This is a genomic window from uncultured Streptococcus sp., assembly GCF_963528215.1.
GTDB lineage: Bacteria > Bacillota > Bacilli > Lactobacillales > Streptococcaceae > Streptococcus.
In genome coordinates this window covers 77,574-89,782 of sequence record NZ_CAURVL010000003.1, presented here as the reverse complement: position 1 = coordinate 89,782, position 12,209 = coordinate 77,574, and the positions used below count along the sequence as shown (strand labels likewise).

Sequence of the window (12,209 nt, the reverse complement as noted above, 5' to 3'; positions counted from 1 at the left end):
GACTGGATGCTGCATCTGCTGAGAGCTTTGCGGTACACTGGATGAGTGTGCCTTTTTTGTTGAAGAGCAGGGAAGTCGATAGAAATGAGATGAAAATCAATGGTGAATCTAAAAGCAATTGCTCCAAATGGCCGAACGGGCCTCTGTGGCATTATCAATGCGACGCCGGATTCCTTTTCAGATGGTGGGCGCTACAATACGGTTGAGACGGCATTGGCTCAGGCTAGAAAGCTGATTTCTGAGGGAGCTCACATGCTGGATATTGGTGGTGAGTCTACTCGGCCAGGCAGTCATTTTGTGGCTATTCAAGAAGAGGAAGAGATAGAGCGGGTCGTGCCAGTCATTGAAGCTATTCGTCAGGAAAGTGATATTCTGATTTCTGTGGACACTTGGAAGTCTGAAGTGGCTGCAGCGGCTTTGTCTGCGGGTGCAGATATCATTAACGATATTACCGGTCTTTTGGGTGATGAAAAGATGGCAGAGACTGCTGCGAAATATGGCGCGCCAGTCATTGTCATGTTTAATCCAGTGATGGCTCGTCCTCAACATGCCAGCTCAAAAATTTTCCCAGAATTTGGCTTTGGTTCAGCCTTCACAAAGGAAGAGTTATCTCTTTTTGCAGAGCTGCCGATTGCAGAACTAATGTGGAAGTGTTTTGAGAAATCTTTGAAGGTGGCTGAAAATGCTGGCCTTTCGCGTGATAATATCATGCTGGATCCAGGGATTGGTTTCGGTTTGACCAAGCGGGAGAATCTTCTCATTTTGCAGGAGCTGGGTAGTCTCCATCAGGCTGGTTTCCCTATTTTTCTTGGGGTTTCTCGTAAGCGGTTTCTCGTTAGTATCTTAGAAGAAAACGGCTTTGAGGTCAATCCTAATACTCAGGAAGGCTTTGAAAACCGAGATACAGCTTCAGCCCATCTGACTAGCCTTGCGGCCAGCAGAGGCGTTGAAGTTGTCAGAGTGCACGAGGTGGCTAAGCACCGGATGGCTGCTGCCGTTGGCGATGCGATTCGTCTAGCTCAGCAGACAGAAGATCTCAATCTAGGTCAATATAAGTAAGATGAAAAAACAAGAATTACCTGATTTAAGTTGGCTGGAAGCCTATCGGACAGCCAGTCCCCATTTTGGCTTGGAGCGGATGGAGCTTTTGCTGGAGTTGCGGGGCAATCCGCATTTGCAGCTGCCAGCCATTCATATTGCAGGGACGAATGGCAAGGGCTCAACCATTGCCCATCTGCGCCAACTTTTGGAGGTGCGAGACCTGCGTGTTGGCACCTTTACCTCTCCTTATCTGGTCAGCTACAATGAGCAGATTGCCATTAATGGCAATGAGATCTCCGACCAAGACCTTCAGAGATTACTTTCTATTTACCAAGAGCTTTTGGCCCAGCATGCGGCTGACTCTAGTTTACAGGGAGTGACTGAGTTTGAAATTGTAACTGCCCTAGCTTATGATTACTTTGTCCAGCAGCAGGTGGATGTGGCTATTATCGAGGTCGGCATGGGTGGGCTTTTGGACAGTACCAATGTCTGTCAGTCCTTACTGACTGCTATCACGACAGTTGGTCTGGATCATGTGGCCTTGCTGGGTGACACTCTAGAGGCCATTGCGGAGCAGAAAGCTGGTATTATCAAGCTTGGAGTTCCCATTGTGACCGGTAGGCTGGAGCCAGAGGCTCTAGCTGTAGTCGAGCAGAAGGCTGCTGAAAAAGATGCTCCGCTCTCTTCTTGGTCTCAAGCTTATCAAGTGGAACATCAAGAGTCAGAGAAGGGGGAGTGCTTTTCCTTTTCGAATGCCTATCGGGCCAAAGACTCGTATCAAACAGCTCTGATGGGACTGCATCAGGCGGACAATGCTGGACTAGCTCTGCACTTGTGTGACCTATATTGTCAGCTACAGTCGCTGCCCTTATTGACAAAAGAAGAGGTTGAGAGGGCTTTGCTTGCTGCCGAGTGGCCTGGGCGTTTGGAAAGGATATCGGATCAGCCGCTTATCTTTCTGGATGGAGCCCATAATCCCCATGCCCTGCGGTTGCTAGCTGCGACACTGGACCAGCATTATCCGACTTATAAGAAGCACATTTTATTTGCTTGTATCCAAACCAAGGCCTTGGATGATATGGTGGAGCTGCTGCAAAAGATTCCCAAAGCAGCTATAAGCTTGACAGCCTTTGCTGATCCGCGGAGTTTTTCTAAAGAGAGCATGCAAGCCTTGGCTGAGCAGCAAGGCCTGTCTTACAAAGAATGGCCGGATTATTTAGCAGATTATTTAGCAGTAGAGCATGAGTCAGATGAGCTTTTGCTGATTACGGGTTCTCTTTATTTTCTAGCTCAGGTCAGAAAAGCAATCCTTGAGAATAGCAAGTTAGACTTTGCTGAGCGTCCTTCTCAGTCAAGTCAATTATCAAAAAATAAAAATGAACATAGGAGCATATATGGACACGAAGAAAATTGAAGCAGCTGTTGCCCAGATTATTGAGGCGGTTGGAGAAGACGGAAGCCGCGAAGGCTTGCAGGAGACGCCACAGCGCATTGCTAAAATGTACCAGGAAATCTTTGCTGGGCTGGGTGAGACTGCTGAGGAGCATCTGGCCAAGTCTTTTGAAATCATTGACAATAATATGGTAGTGGAGAAGGATATTTTCTTTCATTCCATGTGTGAGCACCACTTCCTGCCATTTTACGGAAAAGTTCACATCGCCTATGTGCCTAATGGTCGGGTAGCAGGCCTGTCCAAGCTGGCCCGGACGGTAGAGGTCTATGCCAAGAAACCGCAGATTCAAGAGCGATTGACCGTAGAGATTGCTGAGGCCTTGATGGACTATCTGGGTGCTCAAGGGGCCTTAGTCTGGGTGGAAGCTGAGCATATGTGTATGAATATGCGCGGAGTCAGAAAGCCTGGCACTGCAACGGTTACTACAGCGGCGCGTGGCATTTTAGCGACGGACAAGGACCTAAAAAATGAAGCTTACAAACTGATGGGACACTGATCATATCAGTGGTGAAGCATGTCAGGAAAGGCTAGATAGTTTTATCAAGAATGAAATGCAGAAACTTGAATCAGAAAGGATAAGAAAATGGATCAGCTACGCATTAAGGATTTGGAAGTGTATGCCTATCACGGTCTGTTTGGAGCGGAGAAGGAATTGGGCCAGCGTTTTGTGCTGGATCTTATTTTGGACTATGATATGACTTGGGCTGCCAAAACAGGTGACCTGACAGCTTCTATCCACTATGGAGAATTGGCTCAGGATTTGACCCACTGGTGTCAGGAAAGCAAGGAAGACTTGATTGAGACGCTGGCTTATAAGCTGATTAATCGGATTTTTCTGACTCATCCTTTGGTGCAAAAGGTCAGCTTTGAGGTCAAGAAGCCTTGGGCACCGGTTCCGCTGCCTTTAGAGACCTGCTCAGTCAAGCTAGTGCGTCAAAAGCGGAAAGCATTTATCGCTCTGGGGAGCAATCAAGGCAGCCCAGCTGCCAATCTGGATGCAGCTCTGGAAAAGATGGCAGAGCAAAATATAAGAATTTTGCAGGCATCAAGCCGTATCCAGACGGAGCCTTGGGGTGGGGTTGAGCAGGATTCGTTTCTCAATCAAGTTGTTGAAATTGAGACTTGGCTCAATCCTGAGGAATTAATGCAGACGCTCTTGGCTATCGAAGCGGATCTAGGGCGCGTGCGGGAGATCAAATGGGGACCTCGTGTGATTGATCTGGATATTCTTTACATAGGACAGGAAGAGCTATACAGTCCGGACTTGATTGTTCCTCATCCTTATGTAGCTGAGAGGGCTTTTGTCTTGCAATCTCTGGTGGAAATCGCTCCACACTTTGTCGATCCAGTACAGAAAAAAAGCATCCGCCAACTCTGGGATGAGGTTGAAAAATGAGAAAAGAAACTTGTCGCAAGGCAAGTTTTTTTTATTGTCTGAACTTTTTCTGAACTTGCCCCTGTATACTAAAGAAAAATCAAAAGGAGTTCAATATGGAACATATGGTGAAAATAGAAGGAGTCTGCAAAAAGCATGGCAGCAAGCAGATTTTAGAAGATATTTCTTTTACAGCTAGAAGCGGGCGGATTACAGCTTTTCTAGGCCCGAATGGTGCTGGTAAAAGTTCGACCTTGAGGATTCTCTTGGGGTTAGATCGGGCGACGTCTGGGACTGCGACTTTTGATGGGCAAACCTATCAGTCAATGACCTATCCGCTCAAAACGGTAGGTGCAGCCTTTGACGGCATTGGCGGTCTGCCAAATCGAAAGGTCTATGACCACTTGAGGATTATTGCAGCGAGTAATGCTATTCCCAAGTCTCGGATTGATGAAGTTTTAGAGATGACTGGAATCGCTCATAAGAGGAAGGACCTCTTGTCAAGCCTGTCTCTGGGGGAAGGTCAGCGGTTGGGTTTGGCAGCAGCTTTGCTGGGAGATCCTCAGTTTCTTATATTAGATGAGCCGACCAATGGACTGGATCCAAGTGGGATTAAGTGGTTTAGAAAGTTCATCCGTCAGCAGGCTGATTTAGGGAAAACGGTACTTCTATCTTCTCATATCCTATCAGAGGTGCAAATGGTGACAGATGATGTAGTCTTGATTCATCATGGGCGAATTATTGAGCAGGGACCATTGGAAGAGGTGCTGCAAGATTCAGACAGTCTAGAAGATCTCTTCTTTGATTTGACAGAGGAGGTTTAAGATGAAAGAAATGATGTCCTTATTGCATTCAGAATGGTTGAAAATTTGCTCAACCAAGGCTTTCAAAGTGAGTATGGCCTTCATGCTGCTATTGGTGCCTGCCGTATCCTGGCTAGAGGGCCGACAGTATTTATCTGTCGGCTTGGATGCCACGCCTGAGACGGTTCCCGGCCTGGCAGAAGCCATTGACCCGCTGGAATATCTAGGCCTCAATGGGGCTTCTATGGTGGGCATGGTTTTGGTCATTTTAGCTGGAATTTTGGGAGCTATGGAATTTCAGTCTCATAGCTTGAGAACCAGTCTTTTGACCTGTAATAACCGTCTGAAGTTGCTTGTGGGGAAACTCATGACCTTTACTTGCTTTTCTCTTGCTACTAGCTTTTTATCAATCTACTTTAGTTATATGGTCATGCATCTCGCTTTAGGAAAGGAAGGGCTTAATCCGATTCTGCTCAATCAGGCAGCTTGGAATTTGATTTTGTGGAAAACCTTATCTCTAACCTTATTAGGAATCCTTTCATTTTTGTTAGGTTTATTGGCTCGGACCATGCTGGTTCCTCTGCTTTTTCTCGTGCCACAGATCTATAATCTAGGAAACTACCTGGCAGTTCACACGAGTTGGGGAGCTTATTTGCCACAGCCAGCAGGAGAGTTGTTTGCTGCAACGCCAACTTCCCAATATGCCAACAATCCCTTGCAAGGGCTGTTGATACTTGGTGCATGGATCCTAGTCATCGGCGGTATGACCTCTCTGCGCTTTTTGAAGACGGATTTAGGAGGACGCTACTGATGATAAAAGCTCTGCTTAGAAGTGAATGGATTAAGTTCCGTTCTTACTATCTCGCTCTTGGTGCAGCCTTGGTGGCTCTGGTAGCTGTTCCTTTTTTTCTGATGAATCTTGACTATAGTCAGACAGCAGTTGGCCAGACAAAAGCTCTGAGCGAGGCTTTGCATGCTCTCTATCTGGCGCAGCCTGTCATCGTCATCTTTACTTCCCTCTATTTTGCCCAGGAGTTTGTCAAGTCTGGGATGCGAACGAATTTTCTAACCGTATCAAATAGAAAGGCTTGGTTGGCTGGGAAATTCCTTTTTCTGGCCGTTCTGCTCTTGGTTCTCTACAGTGTCATGATAGGCAGCTGTTTCTTTGTTATGCTGGCTCGATTTGACCTAGACTTTAGCTGGCCCTTACTGGGGAAATTCCTCTATTACAGCTCTTTTGGTCTTCTCAGCAATCTTTTTCTGGCTTTTTTAACTGCTGGCCTCGCTTTGCTATTTCAATCTTGGGTTGTGCCGGTGTCGGTGCTCTTTCCTCTCTTGATTGGTCTCAGCCGTTTATTGGCGACTTTCATCAAAGAAGCAAAATATCTGCCCGATCTGGCTACGCTAAATCTTTTTGAGTATAAAGAGCTTCAGCATTCAATAGATTTATCAGGTCTGGGAATACAGCTGTTCTGGCTAGCTTTGGTTTGGAGCTCTGCTATATTCTTAAGCTTGAAACGAGATGTTCGCTAGAGGTATGCTATAATGGAAATTATGAGACAGTATCGTATTTTGGTGGTTGATGACGACCGGAGCATTTTGAAGCTAGTGAAAAATGTCCTAGAGCTCGATGTTTATGATGTGACGACGCTTGATCGGATAGAAGAGCTAGAGCTGACGCATTTTGTCGGATATGACTTGATTCTGCTGGATGTGATGATGGAGCCTGTTAATGGTTTTGAGCTGTGTTCCTACATTCGTCCTCATCTTTCGTGTCCAATCATCTTTCTGACGGCCAAGGAGTTGGAGGCGGACAAAGTGGAAGGGCTCTTTCGTGGAGCAGATGACTATATTGTCAAGCCTTTTGGGACCAAAGAATTGCTGGCGCGTGTCAGGGCTCATTTTCGGCGAGAGGAAAGACGCGAGGAGCGCTATTCTGAGATTGCTTCTTGTCAATTTTATCCAGAGCGCTATGAAGTTGCCTGTTTTGGTAAAGTCTTGAAATTTTCAGAGCGAGAGTTTAAGTTGCTGCATTTACTAGCTAGTAATCCCAAGCAGACCTTTTCAGCTGAACGCCTGCATACCTTGCTTTACCCAGAAAGCTCAGAAACACAGCTTCGCTCCATCTCAGAATACGTGTATCAGATTCGTCAAAAATGCAAACAAGAAGGGCTGCAAGCAATCGCAACAGTGAGAGGAGTAGGCTATAGATGGCAATTAGAACCCGAAATTTCAAAAGCCTAGTCTGGACAACCAGTTTAAAAATCGTCTTTTTTCATGTTTTGATTTTTGTGCTTATAGGCTATGAATTTACGCAAGGAAGTAATCACGTTCTTTTCACCTTGTTCTTTTGGGCGGGGAGCTTGCTGCTGATTACTTTTTATCATATTTTGAAATTGCTCCGAAAAATCGACAGGGAAATAAAAATGCTAAAGAGCGAGAAGCTTTTAGAAGAAAATCAAAGCCAGCTTTTTCGGATCGAGGAAATGCTAGAAGTTTATAGCGATTTACGGAGCAGCCATCAAGAAAATGCTCGTCTTCTAGAAAGAGAGCAGCAGCATAATCAGGAGTTGATTTTACAGCTATCAGCGACATCGCACGATTTGAAGACGCCCCTAACTGTGATTAAGGGGAATGCTGAGCTCTTGGAGTTGGCGCAGTTGGGCCAGCCACAGGCAGACTATGCTGCTGAGATTTTGCAGGCTAGTCACAAGATGGAAGAGTATTGTGGCTCTTTGATTGATTACGCTAAGACTTTTCAGATTGATTCTAATCAGTTCAGTCAGCTTTCCTTGGAGGACTTTTTGGCTGATTTACAGGACGACTGGGCACTGTTCAGCAAACAGGAAAGCTATCATTTTTATCTCCAAGAAGATTGTGATCTTAGCTTGAGATTGTCCATTCATTTGGACTATCTCAAGCGGGCTTTGCTCAATATCTTACTGAATGCGCTTGAACATGCTGACCAGGGCCAAAAGGAAGTGAAGTTGACGGTATCAATACAACAGGACCAGTTAGTTTTTGATATCTGGAACAATGGCCCTGCATTTTCAGAGGAGATGCTGCTGGGAGCGGAACAGCTCTTTTACCAGAGTGACCAAAGCCGCAATTCAGCTAATCCCCATCATGGTATCGGCTTAGCCTTTTCTAAGCAGGTAGCTCTCTTGCATGGTGGTCGTCTGACCCTGCTCAATCCAGACCAAGGAGGAGCCTGTGTCGAGTTGACTGTAGCTTTGGAAAGCAAATAACAAAGGAAATCAATAAAGATGATAAAAGAGAGTGGGACAGAAATCGGTAATTCGTTAGAATTCGATTTCGTCGTCCCACCTCCGCACAGTTGAGTAGGGCTGTAAAAGCTGATGAAATCAGCGTAGTAGAGCCCACTCAACCACTGCGTCTTGCTCGACAATCCAAAGACAATTGAGAGGCTAGGACTTTTGTCCCAGCCTCTTTTTTTGCCGCTTTCTTCTTGACAAAATATGTAAAGTGAGCTATACTATATTTGAAAAGTAAAGTTTGTTTTACATTGTGAAAAGGAGGCAGCCTTGGAAAATCGAATTCAAGAATTACGGAAAAGAAAAAAGCTCAGCCAAGAAGAACTGGCTGAGAAGCTAGAGGTCACGAGACAAACGATTATTTCTTTGGAAAAAGGCCGCTACAATGCCTCGTTGCTTTTGGCTCATAAAATTGCATCCTTTTTCAATTTAAGGATTGAAGAAGTGTTTCTCTTTGAGGAGGATGAATCATGAAATGGATTTATTTGTGTAAATGGATATTGGCTATTTTGGTGGTGGTTGGCTTAGCTTATCTCCATTTGCAATCCAATTTTATCCCTAAGGAAATCCTGCCTTTTGTGGGAATGTTCCTGATTGTGGTGATGTTGAAAATTTTTCAAGCGTATGAAAAATAGGAGGCTGACATGGAAACATTAACTAAACAAGAATTTCGAAAAAAACTTCAAAGAAAAGTTATCGTGGGGCGTATCTTAATCTTAATCATCTTGGTAGGACTGGCCTGGAGCCACTTTCATTCTCTGAATGATTGGCAGGAAGGAGTCATGGTCGGCATACTGCTGGGGCTTTCTTTGATGACTATTCGGTATAATCTTGCCCTAAGACGGGAGGAAAATTTTGAGCGGCTCTACATTCTGGTGACTGATGAGCGCAATCGCATGATTGACGAAAAGACTCGCACTCTACTTTTTAATATTCTTTTGCTGCTGGCAGCGTGCTTGAGTGTTTTGTCTATGGTTTTTCCAATCATCTTAAGTCTCAATCAGTTTCTGACCGTGACCATTATTCTGGTTTTGGGACTTTACTATCTCTTGCGTTTTCTCCTATCTAAGCGTTATTAAGAAAAAAGCTGGCGACGCCAGCTTTCTAAACAAGCTTTTAACAGAGCTTGTTTTTATTTTCTATAGAGTCGATCATACTGGTAAACGGGATCCATGGTCACATGGATGCCTAGTTTGCGCAGGACGTTTTTGTCTTCATCAGTCAGAGTGACAGTGGAGTGGGCCTCGCTGCCCTTGAGATTACCGAGTTGCTGCATAGCATTTGCTGCATCTTGATTTTCCATGGCTGTGATTGCCAGAGCCATCAAGATTTCGTTTGAGTGGAGTCGCGGATTTCGGCTGCCCAGATGATTGATTTTCAGGCCTTGGATTGGCTTGACATACTCAGGCTCGATCAGCTTGGTCTCTTTGGCGATATTGGCTAATTTCTTAATGGCATTAATCAATACAGCTGCCGTAGGGCCAAAGAGTTCAGAGGTCTTACCGGTTACGATTTCACCGTTTGGCAATTCCAAGGCCAGAGCTGGCTCACCAGTGGTTTCAGCTTTATCGCGCGCAACAACTGTTACCTTACGGTCTAGTGGTGTGATGCCCAAGTCGTTCATCAAAAGTTCGATTTTCTTGACAGCAGATTCAGGAACGCGCTCCGCCTTGAAGTCCAGAATGGTCTGGTAGTAGCGACGGATGATTTCCTGTTGAGATGCCTCGATAGCTGCATCGTTGTCTACAATGGCAAAGCCAACCATGTTGACGCCCATATCCGTTGGAGAAGCATAAGGTGATTTGCCTAGGATGCGCTCCAGCATACGTTTGAGGACTGGGAAAATTTCAATATCACGATTGTAGTTGACGGTGGTTTTTCCGTAGGTTTGCAGGTGGAAAGGATCAATCATGTTGACATCGTCCAGGTCTGCCGTCGCTGCCTCATAAGCTAAATTGACTGGATGGTGCAGGGGCAGATTCCAAACTGGGAAGGTTTCAAACTTGGCGTAGCCTGATTTGATGCCATTGATTTGGTCGTGGTACATGTTGGATAGGCAAGTAGCCAATTTACCAGAACCAGGACCAGGTGCAGTTACTACGACTAGATTACGGCTAGTTTTTATGTAGTCGTTTTTCCCCATACCTTCAGGTGAGATGATATGGTCCATGTCGGTCGGATAGCCCTTGATCGGGTAGTGGATGTAGGAAGCGATGCCATTCTTTTCCAGCTGGCTGCGGAAGAGGTCAGCTGCTGGCTGGCCGGAATACTGGGTGATGACCACTGAGCCTACATAAATATCCAGCTCGTTAAAGGTATCAATCAGTCGCAGCACTTCCTGATCATAGGAAATGCCCAAATCGCCACGCGCCTTAGAGTGCTCAATATTATTAGCATTGATGGCAATGACAATCTCAACTTGGTCCTTGAGCTCTTTGAGAAGTCTGATTTTATTGTCCGGCTCATAGCCTGGCAGGACACGGGCAGCATGGAAGTCTTCCAGCATTTTACCACCGAATTCCATGTAAAGTTTGCCCTCAAATTGATTGATGCGCTCCAAGATATGGTCGCGCTGCAGGTTTAAGTATTTCTCAGAATCAAAAGCAATTTTTTTCATGTATATTTTCACCTCTGCTAAGCATTATAACAAAATTTTCTTCAAATTGGAAAGTTGAAAGGGAAAGTATTAGGCAAAAGAGATAGCAGCCCGAATGAAGAACGGGCTGCTTTTTGAAATTAATAGTTGGTAATCGTGTCCACCGTTGAGCGATCCAGCTTTTTGACCAGAGCTTGCAGGAAAGCTTGTGCTTGTAGGAAATCGTCCATGGCATAGAGAGTTTGGTGGGAATGGATGTAGCGGGCGCAGACACCAATGGTAGTAGATGGTACGCCGCCGCTTTGGAGATGGGCAGCACCAGCATCGGTTCCGCCCTTGCCACAGTAGTATTGATACTTGATGCCGGCTTCCTCAGCAGTTGTCAAGAGGAAGTCCTTCATAGCTGGTAGCATGAGATGACCAGGGTCAAAGAAGCGAATCAAGGTTCCGTCGCCGATGGCCCCTTGACCACCGTAGATGTCACCCGCTGGGGAGCAATCCACAGCCAGAAAGACTTCAGGGGCAAATTTTGTCGTTGAAGCATGGGCACCACGCAGGCCAACTTCTTCTTGAACATTAGCACCGACATAGAGTTGGCTGTCTAGTGGTTGACCAGACAAGGCTTGAGCTAATTCGCTGACCATAAGGACGCCGTAGCGATTGTCCCAGGCTTTGGAGATGATATTTTTCCCGTTAGCTGTGAGAATAGCAGAGCTATCTGGCACGATCGTATCTCCTGGACGGATGCCGTAGCTTTCAGCTTCCGCCTTATCCGCAAAGCCACCGTCAAAAACAATATCTGCAATCTGTGGCATAACTGGTCCGCCAGATCCGCGCGTCAGATGAGGAGGGACAGAGCCTGAGATGACAGGAATTTCCCGACCTTCACGGGTAAAGAGTTTGAAGCGTTGGCTGCTAACGACCAGCGGGTTCCAGCCGCCGATTTCCACTACGCGGAAAGTTCCGTCAGCTTTGATCTCGCTGACCATAAAGCCAACCTCGTCCATGTGAGCCGCTACCAATACACGGGGAGCATTTTCAGCTTCTGCATGGCGAACCCCAAAGATACCGCCCAGACCGTCGGTGACGACCTCATCAACATGGGGAGTGAGTTTTTCCCGCAGGTAGCTGCGAACAGGTGCCTCGTGACCCGAAATAGCAGAAATCTCTGTTACTTCCTTGATTTTTGAAAATAATGTTGTCATAAACTTACCTTCTTTCTGCCCTCTATTTTATCACTTTTTACGGTAAATGAGTAGGGAAATCTTATAGCTTGCCTGAATCAACAGGACTGCCCATTCAAGAATCCAGCTTATCTAAGTAAAATCTGGAATATTGTTTGTCGCCTCTGCTCTTTTGTGTTAAAATATTCTACATGAAAGCTAAAAAAATCATTTTAACCACAACCGCCCTTTTGGGGGCTGGAGCGCTGGCTTTTGGGGCAGCCAAAGTCGTACAGGAGCAGAAACGACTGCGTAATCGGGAGGAAATCGTCGAGCTTGTGCGAGATTTCTTTTCCAGTCAGGGTACTATTTCCTGCCTTTATGTCAAGCTCTACGAGTCCACAGATGACCGCTTGGTTGGCGGTCTGGTCCTAGAGGACGACCGTCATTTTGCCTTTGTCTATGAAAATGGTCAGCTAAGCTACGAGGAAGAAGCATGATTT

The 12,209-nt window shown here is 45.9% G+C and carries 15 protein-coding genes; 13 read left to right on the top strand and 2 right to left on the bottom strand.

The genetic code is table 11. The annotated features are described in order from the left end of the window. Positions 1-99 precede the first annotated feature (99 nt). The 12 genes from folP (at position 100) to RWS24_RS02170 (ending at position 9,026) form a co-directional block, all read left to right on the top strand. Positions 100-1,059, top strand: a complete 960-nt coding sequence (gene folP / locus RWS24_RS02225) for a dihydropteroate synthase (protein ID WP_314364995.1) — start codon at positions 100-102, stop codon at positions 1,057-1,059. A 1-nt stretch (position 1,060) separates the two neighbouring features. Further along, entirely contained in the window at positions 1,061-2,455 is a 1,395-nt protein-coding gene (locus tag RWS24_RS02220; protein ID WP_314364993.1) for a folylpolyglutamate synthase/dihydrofolate synthase family protein, read from the top strand. Then, the gene (gene folE / locus RWS24_RS02215) at positions 2,436-2,990 is read left to right on the top strand and encodes a GTP cyclohydrolase I FolE (RefSeq protein ID WP_002903492.1); all 555 of its coding nucleotides are present in this window, start codon (positions 2,436-2,438) and stop codon (positions 2,988-2,990) included. The genes RWS24_RS02220 and folE overlap by 20 nt, the downstream gene beginning before the upstream one ends. 87 nt (positions 2,991-3,077) lie before the next feature. Beyond that, a complete protein-coding gene (folK, locus tag RWS24_RS02210) occupies positions 3,078-3,890 on the top strand; it encodes a 2-amino-4-hydroxy-6-hydroxymethyldihydropteridine diphosphokinase (RefSeq protein WP_314364990.1) in 813 nt (270 codons plus the stop codon). Positions 3,891-3,985: 95 nt separating this feature from the next. Continuing rightward, positions 3,986-4,693, top strand: coding sequence for an ATP-binding cassette domain-containing protein (locus tag RWS24_RS02205; protein WP_314364988.1), 708 nt, complete (start codon positions 3,986-3,988; stop codon positions 4,691-4,693). 1 nt (position 4,694) lies between these two features. Next, the gene (locus RWS24_RS02200; RefSeq protein ID WP_314364986.1) at positions 4,695-5,483 is read left to right on the top strand and encodes a lantibiotic ABC transporter permease; all 789 of its coding nucleotides are present in this window, start codon (positions 4,695-4,697) and stop codon (positions 5,481-5,483) included. Continuing rightward, complete coding sequence (locus tag RWS24_RS02195) at positions 5,483-6,205, top strand: lantibiotic ABC transporter permease (protein ID WP_314364985.1); 723 nt, start codon at positions 5,483-5,485, stop codon at positions 6,203-6,205. Before RWS24_RS02200 ends, RWS24_RS02195 begins: the two co-directional genes overlap by 1 nt. Before the next feature lie 12 nt (positions 6,206-6,217). Next, a complete protein-coding gene (locus RWS24_RS02190) occupies positions 6,218-6,916 on the top strand; it encodes a response regulator transcription factor (RefSeq protein ID WP_004189040.1) in 699 nt (232 codons plus the stop codon). Next, positions 6,883-7,920, top strand: a complete 1,038-nt coding sequence (locus RWS24_RS02185) for a HAMP domain-containing sensor histidine kinase (RefSeq protein WP_314364983.1) — start codon at positions 6,883-6,885, stop codon at positions 7,918-7,920. Before RWS24_RS02190 ends, RWS24_RS02185 begins: the two co-directional genes overlap by 34 nt. Before the next feature lie 297 nt (positions 7,921-8,217). Continuing rightward, positions 8,218-8,421 carry a helix-turn-helix transcriptional regulator gene (locus RWS24_RS02180; RefSeq protein WP_002896748.1) on the top strand — a complete coding sequence of 68 codons (204 nt, stop codon included), beginning with the start codon at positions 8,218-8,220 and terminating at the stop codon, positions 8,419-8,421. Beyond that, a complete protein-coding gene (locus tag RWS24_RS02175; RefSeq protein WP_111676719.1) occupies positions 8,418-8,582 on the top strand; it encodes a hypothetical protein in 165 nt (54 codons plus the stop codon). Before RWS24_RS02180 ends, RWS24_RS02175 begins: the two co-directional genes overlap by 4 nt. A 9-nt stretch (positions 8,583-8,591) precedes the next feature. Continuing rightward, positions 8,592-9,026, top strand: a complete 435-nt coding sequence (locus tag RWS24_RS02170) for a hypothetical protein (protein WP_314364979.1) — start codon at positions 8,592-8,594, stop codon at positions 9,024-9,026. Positions 9,027-9,079: 53 nt separating this feature from the next. Here the strand turns inward: RWS24_RS02170 and RWS24_RS02165 are convergent, their stop codons facing one another. Then, positions 9,080-10,564: a DUF1846 domain-containing protein gene (locus RWS24_RS02165; RefSeq protein ID WP_314364977.1), complete on the bottom strand. Its 1,485-nt coding sequence runs from the start codon at positions 10,562-10,564 to the stop codon at positions 9,080-9,082. Positions 10,565-10,683: 119 nt separating this feature from the next. Beyond that, positions 10,684-11,748 carry a glutamyl aminopeptidase gene (pepA, locus tag RWS24_RS02160; protein WP_314364975.1) on the bottom strand — a complete coding sequence of 355 codons (1,065 nt, stop codon included), beginning with the start codon at positions 11,746-11,748 and terminating at the stop codon, positions 10,684-10,686. Between the two features lie 170 nt (positions 11,749-11,918). On the opposite strand from pepA, the gene RWS24_RS02155 reads away from it, so the two are divergent. Beyond that, positions 11,919-12,206, top strand: coding sequence for a DUF4651 domain-containing protein (locus RWS24_RS02155; protein WP_002903480.1), 288 nt, complete (start codon positions 11,919-11,921; stop codon positions 12,204-12,206). Positions 12,207-12,209 lie beyond the last annotated feature (3 nt).